The organism is Kribbella sp. NPDC050124 (genome assembly GCF_044460355.1).
Classification (GTDB): Bacteria; Actinomycetota; Actinomycetes; order Propionibacteriales; family Kribbellaceae; genus Kribbella.
In genome coordinates this window covers 512903-538653 of the sequence record NZ_JBITJU010000001.1, presented here as the reverse complement: position 1 = coordinate 538653, position 25751 = coordinate 512903, and the positions used below count along the sequence as shown (strand labels likewise).

The following is a 25751-nucleotide window of genomic DNA, read 5'->3' as shown; positions in this document are numbered from 1 at the left end:
ACCTTATGGTGGGGCGATGGACCGGAGTTCCTTCCCGCACTTTCTGGGGATCACGTTGCGGTGGAAGGACAACGACGTCTACGGGCACGTGAACAACGTGGAGTACTACAGCTTCTTCGACACCGTGATCAACGACTTCCTGATCCGGGTCGGCGGGCTCGACATCCACCGCGGCGCGGTGATCGGGCTGTGCGTGGACTCGCAGTGCACATTCAAGGAGTCCCTGGAGTTCCCGGGCACGGTCGACGCCGGTCTGCGAGTCGGGCAGCTGGGGAACTCGAGTGTCCGCTACGAGATCGGCCTGTTCCGCGCGGGATCGGAGCAGCCCGCCGCGACCGGCCGGTTCGTACACGTGTTCGTCGGACGGGACGACCGCCTGCCTGTTCCGGTCCCGGACTCCATTCGCGAGGCACTCGAAGGGATCACGGGATGATCGTGCGCGGCGCCGTACTGCGGGAGATGGGCCTGCCCGGTCCGTACGCCGAGTCACGCCCGCTGCGGGTGGAAGAGGTCGAGTTGGCGCCGCCGGGACCGGGGGAGCTGCTGGTCCGGATCCGCGCGGCCGGGCTGTGTCACTCGGACCTGTCGGTGATCGACGGCTCGCGGCCGCGGGTGATGCCGATGCTGCTCGGCCACGAGGCCACGGGCGAGGTTGTGGTCTCGGAGGCGCCTGGCTTCGCGGCTGGTGACACGGTTGCGTTCGCCTTCGTGCCGGCGTGCGGCGAGTGCGCGCCCTGCGCTGAAGGCCGGGCCGCGCTGTGCGAGCCGGGTGCTGCCGCCAACACGGCCGGCACTTTGCTGAACGGCGTACGGCGTCTGGACGGCGTGCACCACCACCTTGGCGTGTCCGGATTCGCGGACCACGCGGTGGTGTCAGCGCGATCGGCGGTGCGGATCGACCCGTCGCTGCCGCCGGAGATCGCGGCGCTGTTCGGCTGTGCGGTGATGACCGGCGTCGGCGCGGTGGTGAACACCGCCCAGGTCCGGGCCGGTCGAAGCGCGGTCATCTTCGGTCTCGGTGGAGTCGGGTTGTCGGCGCTGCTGGGGGCCGTCCTGGTCGGAGCGCATCCGGTTGTCGCGGTTGACGTCGTACCCGCGAAGCTGGAGTTGGCCGAGTCGCTCGGAGCCACGCACACGGTCGATGCCCGCGACAACGACGCGGTGGATCAGGTGCGGGAGGCAACGGCCGGGGGAGCCGACTACGCCTTCGAGACGGTCGGGAGCGCGAAGGTGCCCGAACAGGCGTACGCCGCCACCCGTCGCGGCGGCACGACCGTGACGGTCGGCCTGCCGCATCCGTCGCAGTCGTTCAGCGTTCCGGCGGTCAGCCTGGTCGCCGAGGAGCGCACGGTGAAGGGCTCGTACCTGGGTTCGTCCGTCCCCAGCCGCGACATCCCGCGCTACATCGCGCTCTACCAGGCCGGCCGGCTGCCGGTCGACCGGCTGCTCACCTCGACCGTCGAGCTCGACAGTCTGAACGAGGCGTTCGACCGGCTGGCCGCCGGTACGTCCATCCGTCAGGTGCTGCTGCTCCGGTAGTTCTCCGCGACCTTGACCCCGGTCGCCGCCTCGCGGGCGCGCGCCTCGGGGGTGAACTCGTCGCCGAAGTCGTCCTCGGTGGCGACCTGCCGGATCTCCAGCCCGCCGGAGTTGCCGTCGTCGGCGGCCAGGCAGCGCCAGCCCCACTCGAGCGCTTCCTCCCGGGAAGCGACCTCGATCAGGCAGAACCCGGCGATGAGTTCCTTGGTCTCCGCGAACGGCCCGTCGACGACCCGCTGCTTGCCGTTGCTGAGCTGCATCCGGAAGCCCCGCGCGCTGGGCAGCAGCCCCTCGCCGGCGAGCAGGACCCCCTTCTCGGCCATCTCGGCCATCACCAGACCCATCTCGGTCAGGCTCTTCTCGCTCGGGTTCTCCCACGCCTCGGACCCCTCGCTGGCCCGGAACATCATCATGAACCGCATCGGATCTCCCCTCGTTCCGTCGGGCTCATCATGGCGCAGCGACGGGTCGGCGGTCTGCGCGGCAGACGAAGGTTAATTCCGCCGAAAGGTATAGCCACCCGGACAACCATCGGGCAGGCTACGCACAGTGCGGAACCGCCCACCGCACGTGAGGCATGTCACAAGTGAGGCGTAGGAGTCCCTGAGGAGGACCCCCTAATGCACACCCGATTCCGCCGCACCGGAGCCCTTGTCGGCGCCGGAGCCGTCGTCTTCGGCGCGCTGGCCGTCGTGGCCGGCAACCAGGCCGACGCCCAGCAGCCGGTCCCCACCCCGATCGACCAGCTTCTCGGTCAGGAGGTGCAGGGCACGGCCGCGCTCGGCAAGGTCCAGTCCCGGCTCGCCGAGCTGTCCGAGCGCAACGGCATCCCGGCCGCGCAGCTGCAGCAGATCCTGGCCACCGACAAGACCGCCTGGCTGGACAAGGAGGGCACGCTGTTCTACCGCGAGCCCGTCGCCGGCACCAAGACGGCGTCGGCCGCGTCCCCGCGCTGGGCCACCAAGGCCGTCGCGGCCGCGACGGGCCCGGCGTTCGAGCTGCACAGCAAGCCGGGCTCGAACCGGGTGATCTACCTGGACTTCGACGGCCACACCATCACCGGTACGGCGTGGAACACCAACGGCAAGCCGGCCACCGTGAACGTCACGCCGTACGACACGAACGGGAACACCAGCACCTGGAGTACCGCCGAGCAGGACGTCGTACGCGATGTCTGGGCGCGCGTGGCAGAGGACTACGCGCCGTTCGACGTGGACGTCACCACCCAGGCGCCGGCCGCGTCGGCGATCACCCGGTCCGGCGCGTCCGACCAGCAGTACGGCACCCGGGTCCTGATCGACCCGACCACCTGGTACCAGTCCGGTTGTGGCTGCGGCGGGGTCGCTTACGTCGGTGTCTATGACAACACCAGCAACCACTCGTACTACCAGCCGGCGCTCGTCTTCACCAAGGGTGTCGGCACCGGCGCCAAGAACATCGCCGAGGCCGCATCGCACGAAGCCGGTCACAACATCGGCCTGAGTCACGACGGCACGGCGTCCGTCGGCTACTACCAAGGTCACGGCGCCTGGGCGCCGATCATGGGCGTCGGCTACTCCAAGGCGATCAGCCAGTGGAGCAAGGGCGAGTACTCAGGTGCCAACAACACGCAAGACGACTTCGCGGTGGCGGGCCAGAACGGTCTGGCACTGCGGGCCGACGACCACGGCAACGGCACGAGTGACGCCACCGCGCTCACCCTCGGCACCAGCGTGAGCGGTGTCTACGCCAGCGACTCGGACGTCGACACGTTCCGGATCGACCTGTCCGCCGGCACCTTCACCTTCGCGGCGAACGCAGCCGCCTCCGGCGCCGACCTGGACATCAAGCTGCAACTGCTGAACTCGGCCGGCACCGTCCTCGCCACCGCCGACCCGGCCGCGGGCCAGACCAACGCGTCCACCCCGACCGGCCTGAGCGCGAGCCTCAGCCGTCAGGTCACCGCCGGGCGGTACTACCTCCGGATCGAGAACACCGGCTACGGCAACCCGCTGAACACCGGCTACTCGACGTACGGCAGCCGCGGCGCCTACACGGTCCGCGTCAGCTGACACAGCTGAACTGCCCGGGGCCGTCGTTCCCACCGAGATCGACGGCCCCGGGTCCTGCTGAGCACGGGCTACTCCACCTACGGCAGCCGTGGGGCCTACAGCCTCACCGTGGCGCCGTCTTGATCCCTGCGGCTGGCCGGCCTCTGGCGGGTCGGCCAGCCGTCAGGTCTCTCACGTTCGGATGAGGTGCGTGGTGGCCAGGTGGGCCAGTGCGGCGGCTTGGTCCGCCAGTACGGCGTCGTCGAAGCGGACCACGCTGGAGTGGTTGGACGGACCGTCCTCGCCCACGTCGTCGGGGCGAGCGCCCAGCATCACGAACGTCCCGGGCACCTCGTTGAGGACCATGGAGAAGTCCTCCGACCCCATCAGCGGGTTGTCGAACGTCGGCACCCGGTCCGCGCCGAACAACTGAGTCAGTTGCTCGGTGGTGTGCGCCGTACGCTCGGCATCGTTGATCGTCACCGGGTACTGCAGAGCGAAGTCGGCCTCGACTGTGCAGCCGTGCGCCGCGGCGATCCCTTGAGCCAAGGCCGGCAGGTCGCGCGACAACTGGTCGAACGTCTCGTGCGACAGCGTACGCACGGTGGCGCCGAGCCGGGCTGTGTTCGGGATGACGTTGACCGCGACCCCGGCAGCTAGCTGGGTCACCGTGATCACCACCGGGTCGAACACGTTCACCTTGCGCGTCGCGTACGTCTGCAACGCCAGCACGAGCTCCGCGACCACCGGCACTGGGTCCACCGTCGTGTACGGCGACGACCCGTGCCCGCCCTTGCCGTGCACAGTGATGTGCAATTGGTTCGAGCCGGCCATCATCGTCCCCGGTCGGGTCTGGAACAGGCCCTTCGCAGCCTGCGACCAGACGTGGACGGCGTACGCCGCGATCGGCCTGTCTCCCGTCGCCTGCAGTAGACCCTCCCTGAGCATGTAGCCCGCTCCGCCGAGACCCTCCTCGCCCGGCTGGAACATGAAGAGCACATTGCCCTCCAGCTCCTCGCGCCGCGCACTGAGCAGTCGCGCCGCACCTACCAGGCCGGCAGTGTGCAGGTCGTGGCCGCACGCGTGCATGCTGCCGTTGGTGGACGCGTACTCGAGGTCGGTCTCCTCGACCACCGGCAGCGCGTCCATGTCACCGCGGAGCAACACCGTGGGCCCTGGACGACCACCGCGCAGTACGCCGACCACCGACGTCAGCTCGCTGCCCGTGCTGATCTCCAGCGGCAGCCCGGCCAGCGCGTCGAGCACCATCGCCTGAGTCTTCGGCAGATCGAGCCCCACCTCTGGAATCCGGTGCAACTCCCGCCGCAGCTCGACCAGCCCCGGTCCGATGGCGGCGGCTTCCTCGACCAGGTTCATCCAGCAACTCCTTCGAACAGGCGACGTCCCGTCACCGTACCCGCCGCCATCGGGCGGCTTTCGTCGGTGGGCGTGGTTACTGTGGCGGAATGCTGTCTCCTTTGGGCTACCACCGGGCCGTGCTGGCGTACGTACGCCGCGTGGACGAGCGTGCCTGGACAGCCCTGCTCGGCGGGCCGGTTGGCCGTCTGGACGACGTACTGCTGCGAAATGCTTACCGCCTGGAAGAGTCAGTGCACCCTGAGGTCCACCAGGCAGGCCGTAGGGCGGCGGAAGCCTTGGGAGTGGACGCGGAGCTCTTGTTCTTCCAGGTGGATGGGGCTGCGCCGAACGCCCACTATGTCCACCAAGCAGGTGCGGCGGTCGTCGTCTTCGAGGGGTCGTTGCTGGAGAAGCTGGACCAGGACGACCTGACTGCTGTGATGGGCCATGAGCTGGCGCACCGGGTGCTGTGGAACGCCGATGACGGCGACTATCTCGCGGTTGACCGGCTGCTGGACGCGGCCGCCGGTGACGCGCGCACACCACAGCAGTACCTCGAGACCTATCGGCGGTGGAGCCTGGCGACGGAGCTGTTCGCCGACCGCGGCGCGTTGACGGCCTGCGGCGACCTGCGAGTGACGATCCGCGCGCTTCTCAAGCTCCAGACCGGCCTTGGTAGTGCTGACCCGGATGCCTACCTGCGGCAGGCGGACGAGGTCGATCTCAGCACCGGGAGCCGTGGCACCTCGCATCCCGAGGGCGTCGCCCGGGCGTGGGCGTTGAAGAACTGGCTCGCCGGCGAGGACATGGAGTCGTTGATCACCGGTCCGCTCGACATCGACGCGCCGGATCTCCTCGACGCGGTCCTGCTCCGCGACCTGAGCCGGGAGTTCGCGGCGTCGATCGCACACACCTCGGGCCTACGCACGGACGCGGTCGCGACGTTCGCTGCAGGGTTCTCGGATCCGCCGGCACCGCTCGGCGTACCGGCGTCCGTTATGCCTCGGTTCGACGAGCCGCTGGCGGTCCGGCCGATCGACGGCGCACCGCTGCCGCGTCCACGACCGCTGGTCGACGCCACCAAGCGGTACCTCTGCTACCTGCTGCTGGACCTGGCGACCGCCGACCCAGACACGGGCGACGCCGGCCTGGTCGCGTCCATGGTGATCGCCCGGCGGGCAGGACTGACGGCGTACGACGATCTGGCCGACGACGAGCTCGGCTGGAGCGACAAGCGCCGGGCGAAGCTGGCCAAGGCCGCGGACGAGGTGGTCGCATGAGCGCCGAGGACCTGGTCGCCCTGGCGGTCTCGCAGGGCGGGCTCGGCAACGACGCGCTGCTAGCTGCGGTGCTGCCGCTCTTCCACGCAACGGCTGCGGTCCACGAGCGCGGGCTGGTCGCCCCGCTGCGCGGACTCGACCGGATCACCGTCGACGAACAGACGAGGCTCGGCTTCGACCCGTCCACGGCCGGTCGCCCAGTGCTCGACGAGTTGGCCCTCGCGACGCGTGAGGGGCCTCGGGCGACTGCGGTCGAGGTGGTCGCGCACCGCCAGTCCGAGGTCGACCTTGGTGAGAGCGGTGGCCGGCCGCGGACCACGGTGGTCGAGCCTGTTGCGGCGGCGATCACCGCGCCGGTGCACGTCGCTGGCTGGCAGAGCTGGGAGCACGTGGTCGGCCACCACGATCAGCTCACCGACATCTTCAGCCTCGGCCAACTGCTGATCGGGCTCGGCTGCGGCCTCGACCTGTCCCGGACTGCTGACGTCGCCCGGCTGATCGATGCGCGAGGCAACCTGCACGCCCTCGATCCGGGTCTGCACCCGGTGATCGTCTCGGTCGCGGCGCGGATGGCTGAGCCTGACCGGCATCGGCGCGCGCAGGACCTCCGCTCACTGATCGAGCAACTCGAGAACTACCGGGACCAGCCGCTCGACTTCGACGTTGCCGCGATCACGCGAGGCGTAGCGGATCGCCGTACGGCAGTGCTCCGGGCTTTGCGGGACCGGCTGTTCGACCTGTCCCGGCGCAACCGGCTGATCAACTTCCGCCCGACCGCGCAGACGCTGAACCTCACCGAGGTGTCGGTCCCGCTGATGCTCGACGTCCGCACGATCCGTCCGGACCAGCTGTTCACCTGGCGCGACGAGCTCGGCGCGTCCCTGCTCGGCAAGCCACAGCCGCTCGGGCGGTGGATCCGGTACGACGAAGCGCCGTACGCGGCGTCGTCCCTCGACAAGTTGATTGCGACCGCCCGGCGGGATCGCGCGGAGTACGGCCAGGATCAACTGCGGCTGGTGCCGGCCTTTCTGCGTTGGCACGACCTGAAGAACGACCCGCAGACCCGACTCGCCTCACCGCTGGTGCTGGCGAAGGTCGAGCTGATGAAGAAGCGCGGCGTCCGGGACTCGTACACGCTGCGCATCACCGATCCGGTCGCCGAGGTCAACCCGACGCTGCGGCACCACCTGCACCAGCTCTACGGGATCAACCTGCCGGAGTACGTCGACCTCGCCGAGCCCGGCGCTCTCGCGACTTTGCACGCGCAACTCGCGCAGGAGATCCGGTCGACCGAGCCGGGGCTGCAGCTGCACCTGCGGGAAAAGCCGCGGATCGATGTGGTCCGGCAGCGCGCGATGCTGAAGCTGCGGAGCTACCGCCGCCGGCAACACGGCAACGCGGCGCACGAGTTCGGCGGTCGGCAGTACGCCTACTCGTACCGGCGGACCGACTACCAGCCGCTTGGGGTGCAGATCTTCCGCGCCCAGCTCGCCGCACCGGAGCTCCCGCTCGGCATCACCCTCGGCGGCGAGCCACGGCGCCCGGCCGCGATCGAGACCGACACGTACACCCTGGACACCGAGGGCGGCCCGTACTCCTGGGACGTCGACCTGTGCGCGGTGGCGCTGGCGAACTTCAACTACCGCACCCTCGGGCTCGTCCGGGACTACGACGAATTGCTCGCCACCGGGACGACATGCCCGTCGTTCGACCAACTGTTCTCCGACCGGCCACGCCCGATCAGCAGCGCACCCCCGGAGCTTCCGGTCGCCGAGCGTCAACTGGTCGTCCCCGCCGACGGCTCGCAGGTTGCTGCGATCGCGCGCGCCCAGCGCGGCGAGAGCTTCGTGATCCAGGGGCCGCCCGGGACCGGCAAGTCCCAGACGATCACCAACATGATCGCCGACTTCGTCGCCCGCGGTCAGCGCGTCCTCTTCGTCTGCCAGAAGCGAGCCGCCCTCGACGTAGTCCACGCCCGCCTGGCCAGCCGCCGCCTCGACGACCTCTGCACCCTCATCCACGACTCCCAGACCGACAAGAAAGCCTTCATCCACAACCTCCGCGACACCTACGAGTCCTGGCTCATCACCCCCGACGACCTAGAAGCCCTAACCACCCGGCGCACCGAACTCACCTCCCGCGTAACCCATCTCCTAACCACAGTCACCACCCACGAACAATCCCTAACCACCGGCCACCCCACCCTCCGAACCCTCCTCACCACCCTCCTCCACCACCGCCCCCACCCGACCCCCACAGCCCCGCCACCGCCCGTAGGCTCGACCTCGTCCACCGCGCCGACTGCCTCGGCCGCGTCGGCCGACTTGGTCCTTGACGGTGAACGCCGCCTGATCCCGTCACCGGCTGACTGGTGGGCTGCACGGGACATCGTCCGCAAGCTCGCCCACGACCTGGCATCCGCCGACCCCACCTCAGGCGGAGTGCTCGCACACAGCCCCCTCGCCTTCATCACCCCATCCCGCTGGGCCGACCCCGCCGTACCCGACCAAGCCCGCGCCCTCCAACCCACCTGGTCAGCAGTAGCCACCGCCCTGACCTCCCCCACCCTCCCCAAACCCCCGGCCACCTCCTCCACGACCACCACCCCAGCGCCCACCTCACCCGCCACCACCGAAGTCGCCTCAACCTCCTCCGGCACCACCGCCCCCGCCCCAGCCGCGACCCCGGCCGGTGCCACCGAGCAGGACAGCGGCCGGGCGGTTGGGGAGCATGGTGGGTGGACGGTCAAGCAGGTCAGGGCGCTTGGTGAGCTGGGCCGGGTGATCGGCCCCCTCGCCGACCGCGACCTCGTCGACGCCATCGACCCCCGATCGCCCACCGCGCAACGCCTGAACGCGTCAGCCGCCGACCGCGAACGCCTCATCGCCACCGAACGCTCGGCCTGGCACGAAGCCTCCGGCTGGACAGATCCACTGACCCCCGCCGACGCCCGCTCCGCCCTCAAGGTTGCCCAAAGCAAGGAAGGAACCCTCCTCGCGTTCCTCAGCGGCGACTGGCGGCGACTGAAGTCCCTGGTCAACACCCGCTTCGACACCACAACCCGAGCCGTCCGCCCAACCATTGTCGAACTACTCACAGACCTCATCGCCGCCCACGACGCAACCGCCGCCGTACAGCAACACACCGAGCAGACCCAGCGCGAGTGGGGCACCGCCGATCCACGCCACCTGGTCGCCCGTCTCACCGCCACCCGCAACGCCGCCGACCTCGACTGGCGGACCGTCCTCCAGGACGGCGTACCCGCTGCCCTCCTCCGCATCGCCGACACGCTCGACCGAGCCGAGGCTTCCACGTCAGGCTTGCTGGCAGCGCAGTACGAGGACCTCACCGTCCCCGCCGTACGCGAACTGATCGACAGACTGGCCTCCGCCGAACCAATCCTGCGATTCGTCGGCGAGGCGCTGCAGGACCTCGCGACCACGCCGGAATCCGTTCAGAACGCGGTCCGACAACTCGCCGCGACCCCGGACGAGCTCGAGTACGCCGTGTGTGTCGCCGAATGGGAGCGCATCCGATCCGCTGCTCCACTTCAACTCTCGTCAACACGAGTCAACTCGATCGTCGGCGAACTGAGCCTGGTGTACGACGAGCTCACCAACCTCAACGCCGAGATCGTCGTCTCCCGAGTACGGCGTCGCTTCCTCTCCGAACTGGCGCACTCCGAACTCAGCGTCAGCGGCATGTCGCCCGAGGACCGCGCCCGCAAGAAGACCTTCGCCACCGGCCGCCGCGAACTCGAGCACGAGTTCGGCAAGGTCATGCGGTACCGCTCCATCCGCGACCTGGCCTCCGGCGCCCCCGGCACGGTCGTCTCCCTCCTCCGCCCGGTCTGGCTGATGAGCCCGTCGTCAGTCTCCGACACCTTGCCCCTGACAACATCCTTCGACGTAGTCATCTACGACGAAGCCAGCCAGATCCCCGTAGAAGAAGCCATCCCAGCCCTACACCGAGCCCCCCAACTCATCGTCGTAGGCGACCAAATGCAACTTCCCCCAACCCAATACTTCCAACCCCGCCCCACCCCCGACTCCCTCCTCACCCAACCAACCCCCACCCCCCACACCCCCGCAACCCCCGACCCTGCGCCCCACGCCCCCGGCAGCACCGACCCTGCGCCCTCGACCTCCAACCCCGCCGATCCTGTGTCCTCCACCTCCGGCATTGCCGACGAGGATGACGGGGTTGTTGAGCAGGTGGGGATTGCGTTGACCGAGGACAGCTTCCTGTCGATCAGCGCGTTGCGGCTGGCGTCGACGATGCTGACCTGGCACTACCGGAGTCGCTCGGAAGCGCTGATCTCCTTCAGCAACGCGGCGTTCTACCAAGGGCGCCTGGCGACCGTTCCGGATCGGCTTCCCGCGCACAGCGCGCCGCCGTGGACGCTTCGGTCGGATGCCCCCGCGGTGGCTGAGGTCTGCGACAGCTTGCTCGCCGGCAGCATCACCGCGGTCCGACTCGTCGACGGTGTCTACGTACGCCGTACCAACCCGGCCGAGGCGCGGTGGATTGCTGACTTGGTGCGTGAGCTGCTCGGGCGCCGTACTGGGAAGAGCATCGGGCTCGTCGCGTTCTCCGAGGCACAGCAGGGCGAGATCGAACGAGCGCTGGACGAGTTGGCGGAGGCGGATCCGGTGTTCGCCGGGCTGTACGAGGCTGAGCAGGTCCGTACGCACGGCGAGCAGGACATCGGCCTGTTCGTGAAGAACCTGGAGAACGTGCAGGGCGACGAGCGCGACATCGTGCTGATGAGCGTGTGCTACGCCGCTGGTCCGGACGGGCGCATGCTGATGAACTTCGGCCCGATCAACACCGCTGGCGGAGAGAAGCGCCTGAACGTCATCTTCAGCCGCGCCCGCGAGCACATGGTCGTCGTCAGCAGCATCGAGCCCGACGCGATCACCAACACCTACAACGACGGCGCCAACACCCTCCGCCGCTTCCTCACCTACGCCACCGCCATCTCCCAAGGCAACCCAACAGCCGCCAAAGCCACCCTCGCCACCTACCCCCAAGCCCGCGCCAGCACCTCGCGGACAACCAGCACCCCTTCCGCAATACAAGATGGCAGCCGCGGGTCGGTCACGGCCGGCATGCGCGCTGCCGCGGCTGCCGTGGGCGGTGCCAGCGAACTCGGCGGGGGCGTCAGCGCTGAGGACCTCGGTGCGGGCATCAGTGCTGGGGACGTCGGGGCGGTCGCCGACGTTGGTAGTGGGCGGCATACGAATGGCGAGCATGATGCGGGAGCCGTTGTGACTGGTGGAGAAACCCGTGGCGGTGGGTCTGCGGTGTTGGGTGGCGAGGAGTCTGGTCTGGGCACGGGTGCCGCCAGTGGTGGCGGTGGAGGGCGCACGGCCGGCGAGCCTGGTGCGGGGGATGTCGCGACCGCCGGGGACACCCACGGCGGTGGGTCTGCAGTGTCAGGTGGCGAGAGGTCTGGTCTGGGCACGGGTGCCGCCAGTGGTGGCGGTGGAGGGCGTACGGCCGGCGAGCCTGGTGTGGGGGATGTCGCGACCGCAGACGGCACCCGTGGCGGTGGGTCAGCGGCGTTGGGTGGCGAAGAGCCTCTTCCGGGCACGGGTGCCGGCGGTGGCCGTGACGGTGGCGGTGGCCACGAGGCTGGTCGTGGCGCTGGGGGTGTCGGTGGCCGAGGTAATGGCGGTGTTGGGGTGGGTGGGGGTGTTGTTGAGCAGTTGCGGTGGGCGTTGGAGGGGCGGGGGGTTGTGGTGGAGACGGGGGTGGGGGAGTCGGTGTTTCGGTGTGATTTGGCGTTGAAGTTGCCGGGGGATGTTGGGTATCGGGTTGCGGTTCTCGTGGACACTCTGGAACGGGTGACGGGCGACTCGTTGCTTGAGCGGCTGACTACGCACCCGAGAGCTCTGAGCGCGACTGGTTGGCGAGTTCAGCACGTACTTACTACCGACTGGACCCGTGATCCCAACACCGTCGTCGATCAACTAGTCGAGACTCTCCACCGCCCAACCGACGCTTAGCTACTCCGCACACAGCAGACCGAGCAATATCTCGCAGCACCCTGCCGACACACCGGAGCTCGAGGCTGTCGTGCGCGGACCCGGGGTGAAGGTGAGGACGAAGGCGGTCGCCTCGGCGTCGACCTCGACCACGGCGGCGAGCGAAGGCTCTTGGTGCCGCACGCTTCCACTGCCCAACCGACACCTAGCAACACCGCACACAGCAAACCCGAGCAGCATCTCGCAGGACCCTGCCGAATCACTGGGACTCGGGGCTGTCGAGCGCGGACCCGGGGTGAAGGTGAGGACGAAGGCGGTCGCCTCGTCGTCGACCTCGTGCACGGCGGCGAACACCTGGTGGGACGTCGAGCCGGGCACCGAACCACCTCGCGGCAACGCAGGGCACGAGCCGGCTGAACACGTTCAGCACGGTGTTCTCGTCGCCGGGCTCGCCGGAGCTGCGCGGCATCACGCCGGTGACCTTGAAGGTCCAGTGCGTGGCGCGGGGTCAGCACAGGCGAGGTTGAACAGGATCCGCTGCGCGCACGGCCTACGCCACGGCACGACGCGAAGAATCCGCGTCTCGGCGTGGGCTGCCATGCGCGCCTCCACCCACCCAACCGGCACGGCGTGCGGTGTCAGGACGACCGGTAGGGCGTGTGGTGCCAGGGACGATCCCTGCGCGGCGTGTGATGCCAGGGACGACCCCTGCCGTCGTGCGGGGTCAGGTTTCGGGGCGCAACGTTTGGGGGCTTTCCGTAGCGCCGCAGTACTGGCGTCGTGCGGAGCATTTGCGTCGCCGGTGTGTGGCGTCCTGCCGCGCAGTGTTTGTGGTGTGCGGGAGCTTCTGGGTGTCATCGCAGTACTGGGACCGGGGTCGGGGTGGATGCGGGTGTGGGTGGGCGGTCAGCGGGATAGGGATTGGGAGGTTGGGGATGCGCGGTGGGGTGGGGAGGGGGATGTGGGGGTGGAGGTTGGGGTGGGTTTTGGGGGAGTTAGGCCTGCGAGCGCTGTGTAGAAGGCGTGTGGGGTGGATTGGTGTGGGATCAGGCGTGAAGGGGATCGCGGAGGCTGGCTCGCCGTGGACGGGGGTGTGGGGGCGGGGAGGGTGCAGGCGGTGGGGTGGGGGGTTTGGGCGGATTCGGCGGTGGTTAGTTCGGTTTGGAGGTGGGTTAGGAGGGTGGCGGTGGTGGCGCGGGAGCGGGCGGCGGCGTGGCCGGGTGGGTGGAGTTCGTAGGTGTCCAGGTGGGAGAGGGCTTCGCGGAGGAGGGACTCGAGGCGAGTTCGGGTGGTGGTGGCTTGGGTGGGGGATTCCAGGTCGGGTAGGTGGGTTGAGTTGTAGAGGAGGGTGAGCAGGTGGGGGAATTGGCCTTCGGCGGTTTGGCGGTTGAGGGTGTTGAGGACCTCGCCCTGGCGGAGGTCGGCTCGGGCTTCCAGGTCGGTGGTGAGGATGCGGACGGCGGGGACGAAGGCCGGGTAGTAGCCGGTGGACTGGACGTCGTGGATGCCGGGGGCAACTTCGTCGACTCCTAGGCGGATGATGAACTCGTCGAGATGGTCTTGGGCCCAGGCTTCCGCGACACCTTCCTCCAGTTGGCGGCTGCCGGGCTGGATGAAGGCGCCCCGTGCCGCCTCCTGGCTCGCGCCGGCTGGGCCCAGGAAGTGGGCGTGTTCGTGGAGGAGGGTGGCCAAGGCCTCGCGGTAGCTGATGAGGTCGGTCACCGGTTGCTCTTGGCCGGCACGCTCGTACATCTGGCGTAGTGGGTGGAGGATGCTGTCGCCGAGGTACAGGGTGCCGTCCCAGTGGGCGAGGCCGACTACGCCGTCGGTGGTCTCGACGATCTGGCCGTTCCAGGCGGATTGGTCGGCGCCGGAGAGCGCGACTGCTGCCGGTGCGCTGTGGGCGAGCAGGTCGTCCAGTGAGGTGGTCGGGTGGGAGCCGACCAGGGTGGTCGTCACGGCTGGTGAGCCGTGGCGAGGCGGATGAGGGAGTCCGCGGATCTCTGGAGGTTGGCTCGCTCGTGGGGGTTGTCGGTGGCGGCTGCGAGTCGCCGCAGCTCTGTGACGAGCCAGTCAGCGCGGGCTCGCCGCTCCGCAGGCGTCGAGCGAGGCGAGGTCGGTGTCGAGTGCGGCGGGGCTGAGGTTGAGCCAAGCGACGCGGCGGTGGGGTTTGAATGCTCCATGGTGTCCTCCCGAGGGGTGGGTCTCGGCGGAGAACATATGGAGATTTGGCCTTGGGGCCGGGGTGAAGTTTTGGGCTGTGGATAAGTGTTAGAAGAGGGTGGGGGGTTCGAGCTCTACGGGGTCGGGGAGGGCGGGGAGCTCGGGTAGTTGGGTGCGGATGGTGTCGTGGAAGTGGCGGGCCAGGTTGAGCGCCTCGGCGTTGTCGGGAGTGTGGAGGAAGATCGTGGGGGATCGGCCTTCGGTGAGCCAGGTGAGGACGAGGTCGACGAGGTACTGCCAGCCGTCGACGGTTTCCTCGACCGAGTCGCGGCCGATGTAGCGGACCATCGGGAAGCCGGTGAGGGCCCGGGTGCGGCGGGCGACTCGGGGCTTCTTCATCCAGGCGTCGCGTTCGGCGTAGCTGGTGGGGCGCTTGGCGAACAGGGTGCCGGTGTCGAAGGGGATCCACTCGGCACCAGCACGTCCTAAGACCTGTTCAAGGTTGGCCGCGGCGCGGGAGTCGTCGAAAAAGGCGCGGTGGCGGACCTCGACGGCGTACCGGTGGTGACGGGGTGCCTGGTGCAGGAAGGCTGCGAGCGCGCCGAGGTCGGTGGGCGAGAAGGCGGCCGGGAGCTGGATCCACAGGCAGTGGTTGCGGGGGCCGAGTGGCTCGATCGCATCCAGGAAGGAACGGGCCTCGGAGGCGACGTTGGTGAGGCGGCGCTCGTGGGTGATGAGTTGGGGGAGCTTCACCACGAAACGGAAGTCGGGTGGGGTCTGGGCAGCCCACGATGCGACAGACGAAGGAGACGGAGTCGCATAGAAGGTGGTGTTGCTCTCGACCGCGTTGCACCACGACGCGTACGCGCGGAGCTTGTCGCGGGACGGTTGCGGCCACGCGGGATGTGTCCATTGGGCACATCCCACGTGGAGCCGCATTCCTACAACTTAGCGAGCGACCTCAGCGCTCGACCTCGCCGCGGATGAACTTCTCGACCAGGTCGCGGCAGACGTCGTCGGCGTACTGCTCCGGCGGCGACTTCATGAAGTACGACGACGCCGACAGGATCGGACCGCCGATGCCCCGGTCCTTGGCGATCTTCGCGGCCCGGATGGCGTCGATGATGATGCCGGCCGAGTTCGGCGAGTCCCAGACCTCGAGCTTGTACTCCAGCGACAGCGGGACGTCACCGAAGTTGCGGCCCTCGAGCCGGATGAACGCCCACTTGCGGTCGTCCAGCCAGGCCACGTAGTCAGACGGGCCGATGTGCACGTTCCGGTCGTCGATCTCGTCGCGAAGCTGCGAGGTGACGGACTGGGTCTTGCTGATCTTCTTGGACTCCAGCCGCTCCCGCTCGAGCATGTTCTTGAAGTCCATGTTGCCGCCGACGTTCAGCTGGTAGGTCCGGTCGACGGTGACGCCGCGGTCCTCGAACAGCTTGGTCAGCACCCGGTGCGTGATGGTCGCGCCGATCTGCGACTTGATGTCGTCGCCGACGATCGGCACGCCGGCCGCGGTGAACTTGTCCGCCCACTCCTTGGTGCCGGCGATGAACACCGGCAGCGCGTTCACGAACGCGACACCCGCGTCGATCGCGCACTGGGCGTAGAACTTCGCCGCCTGCTCCGAGCCGACCGGCAGGTAGCAGACCAGGACGTCGACCTCGGCATGACGCAACGCCGCGACGACGTCGACGGGCGACGCGTCGGACTCGGTGATGGTCTCGCGGTAGTACTTGCCGAGGCCGTCGAGGGTGTGACCGCGCTGGACGGTGACACCGGTCGGCGGTACGTCGCAGATCTTGATGGTGTTGTTCTCACTGGCGCCGATCGCGTCGGCGAGGTCCAGGCCGACCTTCTTGCCGTCGACGTCGAAAGCAGCGACGAACTGCACGTCCTTGACGTGGTAGTCGCCGAACACGACGTGCATCAGACCGGGTACGCGTTCCGCGGGCTTCGCGTCCCGGTAGTAGTGCACGCCCTGGACGAGCGAGCTGGCGCAGTTGCCGACGCCGACGATCGCTACGCGGATCGAGGTCATCTGGGATCTCCTTGGGTAGGCGGGTGATGCTGGTCAGGGGGCCGCTGTTGCCGCCGCTCGCCGTCGATCAGTTCGTTCAGCCAGCGGACCTCGCGCTCGGCCGACTCCAGGCCGTGCCGTTGCAGCTCGAGGGTGTAGGCATCCATCCGTTCCGCGGTCCGGCTCATCGCTGCCCGGAAGTTGGCCAGCCGCTCCTCCATCCGGGCCCTGCGGCCCTCGAGGATGCGCAACCGGGTCGCCGGATCGGTCCGGCCGAAGAACGAGAACCGGACGCCGAACGTGTCGTCCTCCCACGCCGACGGACCGGCATCGTGCATCGCGTGCGCGAAGTAGTCCTTGCCGTCGGCAGTGATCGTGTAGACGATCTTGGGCCTGCGACCGGACTCCGGCGTACCGGAGTCGGCCGTGATCAGGCCGTTGCGGAGCATCGCCTTCAGACACGGGTAGAGCGAGCCGAACGACAGCACGCGTCCCCAGCCGAACTGGGCGTTGACGCGCTTGCGGAGCTCGTAACCGTGCATCGGCGCTTCGTGCAGCAGACCGAGTACGGCGAGCTCCAGGACCCCACTGCGGTTTCCCATGACCCCACCTCCCTCGGTCTAGTTTGTCATGACCTGATGTATCGACTCGATACATCGCACCGCCACTGTAAACAGATCCGAGAGCTGTGGACAAGACCTGACAAAGTCGCCATTTGTCACCTAGTTCACGGCCACACGCCGAGAAAGCTGTTACGTCAGGCGCCGATCCGCGTTCATCAGCTGACGCACAGCGTCGTGGTCTGAGAGCGGAGGGTCATGCGAAGCACGAGCTCTGTAGGGCGGCATCTTCGGGATGATCGCGTACACCGGCATCTCCGCCCGGCTGGCCGGTTGGTTGGTGCAGGCAAGCAACCAGTTCCTGTTCCCGCCACACCTTCACGATGTTCTTGGCCTGCTTCCCCGCCGCGCTGAACGCCGTGACTTTGCTCGCACCGCACGCGACCGGGTAATCGCTTGCCAGACGCCTCCGGCAGAAATTGGTTAGGCTCTGCCCGCCTGACTCGCGGGTGACCGGGTGGGTTGTTAGCATCCGGAGCGGATTCGAGGCCGTTACCACACCCACCGTAGTCTGTGGGGCAATGACTTCCGCGAGATCGTCGAGGATTGCACTGTGAGTGAAGCTCGTAGAAAGGCCGTACCCGTCAAGCGCAAGAAACACTGGGCGCTCCGGGTCGGCGGCTGGCTCCTCGCTCTGTTCTTCGTTGGGGTGATCGGGTCGGTCGCCGCTTTCTTCATCGTCTACCAGACCACGAAAATCCCGGACATCAACAAAGAGTTCACCACCAACACCACCACGGTGACGTTCGCGGACCAGAAGAACCCGCTGGGTTCGTTCTACGAGCAGAACCGGACCACCGTGCCGCTGTCGCAGATCCCGAAGCACGTCCAGGACTCGGTGATCGCGGCCGAGGACCGCACCTTCTGGACCAACCCCGGAATCTCGCCGTCGGGTATGGCCCGGGCCGCGTTCAACATCGCGCGGGGCGAGCAGTTGCAGGGCGGTTCGACGATCACGCAGCAGTACGTGAAGATCATGTACCTGACCCAGGAGCGGACGGTCTCCCGGAAGTTCCAGGAATTGTTCATCGCGACCAAGCTGAGCCGGCAGCAGGACAAGAGCAAGACGCTCGAGGGTTACCTCAACACCATCTACTTCGGTGAGGGCGCCTACGGCATCTCCGCGGCCGGCGCCGCCTACTTCGAACAGCCCGATCCGCGGAAGCTGTCCGTGCCGCAGGCCGCCTTCCTGGCGACGGTGCTGAACAACCCGACGCTCTTCGACATCGACGACAGGGACCCGCGCACCCAGAAGCGGATCGTCGAGCGGTACCGGTACGTGATCGACGGTATGCGGCAGATGGGCACTATCACCGACGCTCAGGCGGTGAAGTACGCCAACAAACTGCCTGACCTCAGCAAGAAGCAGAAGAAGAACAACCGCTACAAGGGTCCGAACGGCTACCTGCTCGACATGGCGCGCAAGGAGTTGCTGCGGCTGGGCTTCACCCAGGACGAGATCAGTGGCGGCGGCCTGAAGGTGGTCACCACCTTCAACTACGGCATGCAGAAGAAGATGATCGCCGCGGCGACGAAGGAGTTGCCGGAGAAGCGCGACAACCTCCATGTCGGGATGGCCACCGTCCAGCCGGGCACGGGTGGGCTCCTGGCGATGTACGGCGGACCGGACTACCTGAAGAGTCAGTTGAACTGGGCGACCCTCAAGGCCCGGCCGGGTTCGTCGTTCAAACCGTTCGCGGTCGCGGCGGCGCTGAAGGACGGGAAGACCATCTACGACACCTTCCAGGGTGACAGCCCGATCGAGATCCAGGGCAAGGAGCTCAACAACGAGTTCGACCGGGACTATGGCGAGGTCGACCTTCTCTATGCGACGGAGGAGTCGGTCAACACGGCGTTCTACGACCTGGTCGACAAGCAGATGGAGAACGGGCCGGCCAAGGTAGTGGACGCAGCCGAGGCGGCCGGCATCCCGAAGACCAAGGCTCTGGAGGTCGGCCGGGACAACCCGTCCACCGTCCTCGGCCCGGACCCGTACGCGTCGCCGGTCGACATGGCGAACGCCTACGCGACCTTCGCGGCCGACGGCAAGTTCGCCCCGGTGCACACGATCAAGAGCGTGACCGGCCCGGACGGCGAGGTGCTGTGGTCCGAGAAGAAGGACCTGCTGGACAAGCAGAGCAAGCAGACCATCGACCCCGAGGTCGCCAAGATGGTCAACTACGTGCTGCAGGACGTGGTCGAGAAGGGCACCGGCAGTGACGCCCGTGAGTTGGGCCGCGCGGTGGCCGGCAAGACCGGCACGGCGGGTGGCGTCGGTGTCGAGCACCGAAAGGAGAACGCCGAGTGCGGCGGCTGCAAGGACGGCGCCGACACCCTGACCTCCTGGTGGACCGGCTACACGCCGGAACTCTCGACCGCGGTCCTGTACCGCGCCGGTAAGACCGGTGAGTCGGACCTCGACCCGTACTCGGACGCGGCCGCGTTCTTCGGTGGCGGCTGGCCTCTGAAGACCTGGTTGGCGTTCATGAAGCCGGCCCTCGACGGTGTGCCGGACTCGGAGTTCGCCGAGCCGGACGAGGACGCCATCAAGGACAGCCCGACGCCGACCCCCACGCCGTCGAAGCCGCCCGCGAGCACGCCGACTCCGACGAACACGCCCCCGCCGTCGAAGACGCCTCGCAAGCCGACGAACACTCCGACCGAGACTCCGACGAGGACGAAGCCGACCAAGACGCCGGCCTGGCCACCGCTACCCACCGGAACGACGACGACCGAACCGACCGCGACGCCGGAGACACCCGGCAGCGGGCAGTAGCTTTGACCGGCGGCACCCCACCCGGGTGCCGCCGGTTGTTTTCGGGATGGGGCACCATGGGGGCGTGAGTCGGGCTCGGGTGGGTTTCTGGGGGTGTGTCGTCGGTGTTTGAGCGGGCGGCCGAGGAGCAACGACCGGAGGAGCCGGGTAAGGCGCGGCGGGCTCGGGTTGAAGGGGTGCGCTGGCAACGGTGGATGCCGACCGCGATGACGCGGGAGGTGCTCGGGTGGTGGCTGGTCACCCGGGCGGCGCTGTTGCTGCTGGCGATCTCGGCGCCGCTGCTGTTCAACCGGGGCAAGGACTACCCGAACGTCTGGCGCGCCTGGCTGCAGTGGGACGTCTGGCACCTGAACGCGGTCGCCGAGTTCGGGTACGCGAACGGTGAGCCGTCCGGGGCTCCCCTGGCCGCGTTCTTCCCCGGCTTCCCGGCGCTGGTGCGACTCGTCAGCTACACCGGGATCGGATACGTTGCCGCGGGCATCGTCGTGTCGGCGGTCGCCAGCGCCGTCGCCGCGGTCTATCTCGCTCGACTGGCGCAGTACGAGTTCCCCCAGTTGAAGGACCTCGGTCCGGTTGCGGCGCTGGTCTGGTTCGCCGCGCCGGTCGGTGTGTTCCTTGCCGCCGGCTACACCGAGGCGCTGTTCTGCGCGTTCGCGTTCCCGGCCTGGCTGGCCGCGCGGCAGGGCCGGTGGGCCCGAGCCGCGATTCTGGTCGCGATGGCGTCGACGGTCCGGGTGTCCGGGATCTTCCTGGCGTTCGCGCTGCTCGTCGAGTTCGTCACCTCGAAGAAGCGGGACTGGCTGTCGCTGCCGTGGCTGGCGCTGCCGGCCGTCCCGGTGCTCGGCTTCATGGCGTACCTGAAGCAGATCCACGGCTCGTGGTTCGCCTGGCAGGACGCGCAGGAGAAGGGCTGGGCGCGCGAGTTCACCTGGCCGTGGACCTCGATCTGGCACACCATCGAGGCCGCCAGCAAGGGCCACTTCGCCGCCGAGCGCAGCGACTGGACCTGGATGTTCCGGGCCGAGATGGTCACTCTGGTCATCGGCCTGCTGCTGCTCGCGTGGCTGGTCTGGCGCCGCTCCTGGGGTGAGGCCGCCTGGGTCGCCGCCACCGTCGGCGCATTCTGTACGTCGTTCTGGATCTACTCACTCACCCGAGCCACCCTGCTCTGGTGGCCGCTGTGGATCGGCCTGGCCGTGCTCGTCCAGCGAAAACGCTGGCTCGGCCGCCTCTACCTGGCCCTCGCCATACCCCTGGCCGCGGTCTGGGCGGCCGGCTTCTTCACCGGCCGCTGGACCGGCTGAGTAGTTTCACTCAGGTACGGCGGCCGGTCGCTCGCCTAGCGTGATTGCATGGACACCCGGTTGCTCGGCAGGAGCTTGCTGCAGGCGGTGTTGACCGGCCTGCTGGCCGCGTTCGCGTACGAGGTGATGGTGCGGACCGGCGCCCCACTGTGTGCGCCGTCGGCGGATCACTGCGTGGTCGACCTGCTGGGCGATCTGTTCACCGTGCAGATCGGCGGTCTGGCGGCGGCGCTCGCGCTGCCGGTGTTCGCCCGGCGAGCCGGTCTCGGCTGGCCCGCCACCGTCGCGGCAGGCGCTGCGATGGTCGCGCTCAACCTCGCCTGGTTCGCCGCCGTCACCTGACTCCGTGTCCGGCATATGGACACTTTGGGCGCAAGGCAACCCCACGGAGGGTTCGTACGTCGTTAGGGGTGAAGGGGTGGCAGTCCGGGCGGGGACCGCCACCCCTCCTCACTCACCCGGCGGAACCTTTCAGGGGCAGGCTCCGCCGGAAATCGTCCAGCAGGGGCGGCGGCCACCAGCCACCGCCCCGCTGATGTTTACCCGTAGTTCCGGTCGATCGACTGGGACGGGGTCGGGCTGGGCTTGGTCTGGGCGGCCCGCTTGTCGCTCGGGTGCGTTCCGGGTTCGACACCCTTCAGCGTCCCGAGCAGCTCGAGCTCGGACAGCGTGACGCCGTCCGCGCCCGCGCTGGTCAGCACCAGCCGGTACTGCGTGTAGGCCTTCGGTGAGGCGATCGCGAAGGACCGGGTGTACGACGCCCAGGCCCACTTCTCCCCGGTACGGCGATCCACCGGCGACCACGTCGTACCGTCGTTCGACCCCTCCAGGACCCAGTTCGACGGCGCCGTGCCGGTGGCCCCGCTGGTGAGCGTGTACATCCCGACCGGGCGGCCCTGCGGCAGCGCCACCGTGATCGTCGGGTTCGCGCCGGTCAGCGTGACCTGGGTCTTGGCGTCGTCATCGGTCAGCGCAGTCACGTCCAGACCGCCGGAGCCGACCACGGCGCCCTCGTCCGACGTGGAGTCCTGCCAGGTCTTTGGGTCCTCGCCTGGCGTGGTGATGGACGGCGGAGCGTCGTTCCGGCCGGTGCCCCACCTCGACGGCTGGTCGGTCATCTCGAACTCGATCTTGCCGCCGTTCGCGATCAGCTCGTGCGGCAGCGCGGTCGAGGTCCACTTCTTGCCGTTCACCCGGACACCCTTGACGTAGACGCTCCGCGCGTCGTTGCCGGGTGCACTGACGACCAACTTCTTGCCGCTCGCCAGCCGCACCGTCGCCTTGGTGAACAGCGGCGACCCGATCGCGTACGTCGGAGCGCCCACCTGCAGTGGGTAGAACCCGAGCATGCTGAACAGGTACCACGCGGACATCTCGCCGTTGTCCTCGTCACCCGGGTACCCCTGCCCGATCTCGGACCCCAGGTAGAGCCGGGACAGCACCTCGCGCACCTTCTCCTGCGTCTTCCACGGCTGACCCGCGAAGTCGTACATGTACGCGATGTGGTGGGACGGCTGGTTGCTGTGCCCGTACTGACCCATCCGTACGTCGCGGGCCTCGAGCATCTCGTGGATGGTGCCGCCGTACCCGCCGGTGTGCAGCGCGTCCTCCGGCGTGCTGAAGAACTCGTCCAGCTTCTTCGCCAGCCCGTCGCGGCCGCCGTAGATCGCGGCCAGGCCGGCGCCGTCCTGCGGGGTCGAGAACGCCATGTTCCAGGCGTTCGTCTCGGTGTAGTCGTGACCCCAGTCGCGCGGGTCGAAGGTGCTCGGCGAGCTGCCCCAGACGCCGTCCGGCCCCTTGCCCTGGAAGAAGCCGAGCGCCGGGTCGAACAGGGTCACGTAGTTGCGGGCCCGGTTCAGGAAGTACTTGTAGTTGTCCAGGTACTCCTGCTTGCGCGGGTCGTTCTTCTTCGCGGTGTCGTACAGCCGCTTCGACATGTTCGCGATGCCGAAGTCGTTGATGTAGCCGTCCATCGACCAGCTGAAGCCCTCACCGGTGGTGTTGGCCGTGTAGCCGTTGAACGTGGACAGGTCCAGGCCCTTACGGCCGACGTTCTGCGACGGCGGGACCGCGGCCGCGTTCTTCAGCGCGGCGTCGTACGCGGCCTGGACGTCGATGCCCTCGATGCCCTTCAGGTAGGCGTCGGCGAAGGCGACGTCGGAGCTGGTGCCGACCATCAGGTTCGCGTACCCCGGGGACGACCAGCGGGAGATCCAGCCGCCGTCCTTGTACTGCTGGACGAACCCGTTGACCAGGTCGGCCGCGGAGTCCTGGGCGAACAGCGAGTACGCCGGCCACACAGTCCGGTAGGTGTCCCAGAAGCCGTTGTTGACGTACGTCTGGCCGGCCACGATCTTCGAGCCGGTCGTGGTCGGGGTGTCGGTGCCCACCTTCGGCGAGGTCGGGGACGCGTACTTGATCACCGGGTCCTTGCGGGTGCCGGTGTTCTCCGAGCCGTTGTTCGGGTAGAGGAACAGCCGGTAGAGGTTCGAGTAGAGCGTGGTCAGCTGGTCGGCGGTCGCGCCCTCGACCTCGATGGTGCGCAGCTTCGCGTCCCACTGGGCCTGGGCGTCGTCCTTGACCTGGCCGAACTTCGACCCGGCCGGCAGCTCGAGCTCGAGGTTCTTGCGAGCCTGCTCGGTGCCGATCAGCGAGGTCGCGATCCGGAGCTGGACCTGGGTGACCTTCGGGTCGAAGCCGAAGTACCCGCCGACGTTCGCGCCGCCGCCGTTCGACAGCTTGCCGGAGGCAGTCACCTTCTGGTCGACGACGCCGTACACGAACAGCCGCCCGGCGCCGGTGGACAGGCCGCTCTTGACGTCGCTGAAGCCGGTGACGACGCCGGTCTCCGGGTCCAGGGTCAGGCCGCCGTTGTTGTTCACGTTGTCGAACACCAGCGACGCCTTGCCGGCCGGGAACGAGAACCGCAGCAGCGCCGCGTGATCGGTCGGCGCGATCTCGGCGGCGTTGCCGTTGTCGAAGGTGACGCCGTAGTAGTACGGCCGGGCGATCTCGTTGTCGTGGCTGAACGACCAGGCCCGCGCCTTCCGGTCCGCGGTCGGGGTCGCGGCCGTCGACGGCATCACCTGGAACGTCTGCCGGTCACCCATCCACGGGCTCGGCTCGTGGCTGATCGACAGCGCCTGGACGGTCGGCTTGTTGGCCTCGTTGTTGCCCTTGGCGTAGTCGTACATCCAGGACGTCGAGCCCGCGTTCGTCACCGGCGTCCAGAAGTTGAAGCCGTGCGGTACGGCGGTCGCCGGGAAGTTGTTGCCGCGCGAGAAGCCACCGGTCGAGTTGGTCCCGCGGGTGGTGATCGCCAGGTCCGACGGGTGCTTGGCCGCGGTCTTCTGGGCGGCCCGGTCGGGGTTGATCGCGGCGGCGATCCGGATGTCGTCGACCCAGCCACGGAACTCGGCCGGGCCGGACGGCTTGTCGTAGCCGACCAGGATCCGGGTCACCGTCTTGCCGGCGGCGACCTGGCCGAGGTCTGCCTCGATGTTGTTCCACTGGTTCGTGGACAGGCCCTTCGCGTCGCCCTGACCGCGCGGGCTGAGCTCGAACCCGTGGTGGTCGCGCGCCTTCAGGTCGCTCAGGTACGTGCCGTCGGAGAACGCGAGGTCGAGCGCGGCGAACGTGCTCGGGTAGCTGAGGTCGCCCTCGGTGTGCTCGGGGAAGATCCGGTACGACAGCCGGGTGTCCTTGCCGATCTTCAGGTCGACGTCGGCGATCCGGTTCCAGCTGTAGCCACGGCCCTCGGCGGTCTGGTGGCCGGCGTACCGGAACGACTTGACGCCGGTGTAGCCGACCCGGGCGCGGGCGTTGTAGGCGCTGGTCGGGCCGGAGTCCAGCCGGGACTCGACGACCGGTCCGGGTGGCGGCAGCGGGGCGCCGTTCGACAGGTACCAGTCGGCGAGTTGGACGATGTTCTCGCCGTGGTTCAGCGTGATGTCCAGCTTGAAGTAGGTGTACGGCGTCTCGTTCGAGAAGCTGTACTCCTTGGTCTGGAACCGGTTCTCGAAGCTCTCGCCGGTCCGGGTGTCCAGCGTGGTCCAGGTGGTCCCGTCGTTGGAGCCGGAGACGGTCCAGTTCTGCGGGTCCCGGTCGTCGGCGTCGTTGGCCGAGGTGAGCGCGTACTTGCGGATCACCACCGGGGCCGAGGTCTGGTAGACCAGCCAGCCGGTCGGCTCGAACACGAGCCACTTGGTGAACTTGTCCCCGTCGGCGGCGTTGGTGGCGATCTCACCGCCCCCGGTGTTCTCGCCGTTCGCGGTCACCTTGGTGACCTTGTCCATCTCGCTGCCGCCGATCCCGGTCGGCGTCGGGCCGCGGACACCGTCGGTGCGCGGCTTCCCGTCCGGCCCGGTCTCGACCGTGTCGGTGTAGCCGGGCTGCGGTTGCCCCGGCTCGAACGAGGTGAAGAACGAAGAACCGGTCACCACAGGGTGCGCTTCCGAGGTCGTTGGTGGGACGGCATTCGCTGGCGTCATACCAGAGGACATTGTCATAACCAGTCCGAGAGACGCGACGAGCCCCAATGGGCGGCGGAGATTCATTCACGCTCCTTGCAACGGCCGGACCGGCACGACGGCCACGGCCACGGGAACCACACAGCCACCCCGCGACACCAGCCGCCCGCCAGTGGTTTCTACGCGGCCCCGATGACAAGG

At 68.3% G+C, this 25751-nt stretch carries 16 protein-coding genes; 8 read left to right on the top strand and 8 right to left on the bottom strand.

Features of this window, described 5'->3' with window-relative positions; translation table 11 throughout:
- Window positions 1-16 precede the first annotated feature (16 nt).
- Window positions 17-433: an acyl-CoA thioesterase gene (locus ACIBL3_RS02720; RefSeq protein ID WP_396351419.1), complete on the top strand. Its 417-nt coding sequence runs from the start codon at window positions 17-19 to the stop codon at window positions 431-433.
- The gene (locus ACIBL3_RS02715; RefSeq protein ID WP_396351418.1) at window positions 430-1539 is read left to right on the top strand and encodes a zinc-dependent alcohol dehydrogenase family protein; all 1110 of its coding nucleotides are present in this window, start codon (window positions 430-432) and stop codon (window positions 1537-1539) included. Before ACIBL3_RS02720 ends, ACIBL3_RS02715 begins: the two co-directional genes overlap by 4 nt.
- Here the strand turns inward: ACIBL3_RS02715 and ACIBL3_RS02710 are convergent.
- Entirely contained in the window at window positions 1518-1961 is a 444-nt protein-coding gene (locus ACIBL3_RS02710) for a YciI family protein (protein WP_396351417.1), read from the bottom strand. The two genes, ACIBL3_RS02715 and ACIBL3_RS02710, sit on opposite strands and share 22 nt — an antisense overlap.
- Window positions 1962-2159: 198 nt before the next feature.
- On the opposite strand from ACIBL3_RS02710, the gene ACIBL3_RS02705 reads away from it, so the two are divergent.
- Complete coding sequence (locus ACIBL3_RS02705) at window positions 2160-3590, top strand: M12 family metallo-peptidase (protein ID WP_396351416.1); 1431 nt, start codon at window positions 2160-2162, stop codon at window positions 3588-3590.
- A gap of 171 nt (window positions 3591-3761) precedes the next feature.
- Here the strand turns inward: ACIBL3_RS02705 and ACIBL3_RS02700 are convergent, their stop codons facing one another.
- Entirely contained in the window at window positions 3762-4946 is a 1185-nt protein-coding gene (locus ACIBL3_RS02700) for a M20 family metallopeptidase (protein WP_396351415.1), read from the bottom strand.
- Between the two features lie 89 nt (window positions 4947-5035).
- Here ACIBL3_RS02700 and ACIBL3_RS02695 point away from each other — a divergent pair, with 89 nt between their 5' ends.
- The gene (locus ACIBL3_RS02695; protein WP_396351414.1) at window positions 5036-6208 is read left to right on the top strand and encodes a M48 family metalloprotease; all 1173 of its coding nucleotides are present in this window, start codon (window positions 5036-5038) and stop codon (window positions 6206-6208) included.
- Window positions 6205-12219, top strand: coding sequence for an AAA domain-containing protein (locus tag ACIBL3_RS02690; protein ID WP_396351413.1), 6015 nt, complete (start codon window positions 6205-6207; stop codon window positions 12217-12219). The genes ACIBL3_RS02695 and ACIBL3_RS02690 overlap by 4 nt, the downstream gene beginning before the upstream one ends.
- On the opposite strand, the gene ACIBL3_RS02685 is transcribed toward ACIBL3_RS02690, so the two are convergent.
- From ACIBL3_RS02685 to ACIBL3_RS02665, 5 genes are all read right to left on the bottom strand, one after another.
- Window positions 12220-12576, bottom strand: coding sequence for a hypothetical protein (locus tag ACIBL3_RS02685; protein WP_396351412.1), 357 nt, complete (start codon window positions 12574-12576; stop codon window positions 12220-12222).
- Between the two features lie 528 nt (window positions 12577-13104).
- Complete coding sequence (locus ACIBL3_RS02680) at window positions 13105-14157, bottom strand: hypothetical protein (RefSeq protein ID WP_396351411.1); 1053 nt, start codon at window positions 14155-14157, stop codon at window positions 13105-13107.
- 312 nt (window positions 14158-14469) lie between these two features.
- A complete protein-coding gene (locus ACIBL3_RS02675) occupies window positions 14470-15300 on the bottom strand; it encodes a DUF72 domain-containing protein (protein WP_396351410.1) in 831 nt (276 codons plus the stop codon).
- Window positions 15301-15322: 22 nt separating this feature from the next.
- Window positions 15323-16402, bottom strand: a complete 1080-nt coding sequence (locus ACIBL3_RS02670; protein ID WP_396351409.1) for an inositol-3-phosphate synthase — start codon at window positions 16400-16402, stop codon at window positions 15323-15325.
- Window positions 16399-16983, bottom strand: a complete 585-nt coding sequence (locus ACIBL3_RS02665) for a helix-turn-helix transcriptional regulator (RefSeq protein ID WP_396351408.1) — start codon at window positions 16981-16983, stop codon at window positions 16399-16401. Before ACIBL3_RS02665 ends, ACIBL3_RS02670 begins: the two co-directional genes overlap by 4 nt.
- A gap of 571 nt (window positions 16984-17554) precedes the next feature.
- Between ACIBL3_RS02665 and ACIBL3_RS02660 the strand changes: the two genes are divergently transcribed.
- From ACIBL3_RS02660 to ACIBL3_RS02650, 3 genes are all read left to right on the top strand, one after another.
- Entirely contained in the window at window positions 17555-19777 is a 2223-nt protein-coding gene (locus ACIBL3_RS02660; protein WP_396351407.1) for a transglycosylase domain-containing protein, read from the top strand.
- Window positions 19778-19881: 104 nt separating this feature from the next.
- Window positions 19882-21081 carry a mannosyltransferase family protein gene (locus tag ACIBL3_RS02655; protein ID WP_396351406.1) on the top strand — a complete coding sequence of 400 codons (1200 nt, stop codon included), beginning with the start codon at window positions 19882-19884 and terminating at the stop codon, window positions 21079-21081.
- Window positions 21082-21129: 48 nt separating this feature from the next.
- A complete protein-coding gene (locus ACIBL3_RS02650) occupies window positions 21130-21423 on the top strand; it encodes a hypothetical protein (RefSeq protein ID WP_396351405.1) in 294 nt (97 codons plus the stop codon).
- 197 nt (window positions 21424-21620) lie between these two features.
- Here ACIBL3_RS02650 and ACIBL3_RS02645 read toward each other — a convergent pair whose 3' ends face one another.
- Window positions 21621-25520 carry a GH92 family glycosyl hydrolase gene (locus ACIBL3_RS02645; RefSeq protein ID WP_396351404.1) on the bottom strand — a complete coding sequence of 1300 codons (3900 nt, stop codon included), beginning with the start codon at window positions 25518-25520 and terminating at the stop codon, window positions 21621-21623.
- Between the last annotated feature and the right edge of the window lie 231 nt (window positions 25521-25751).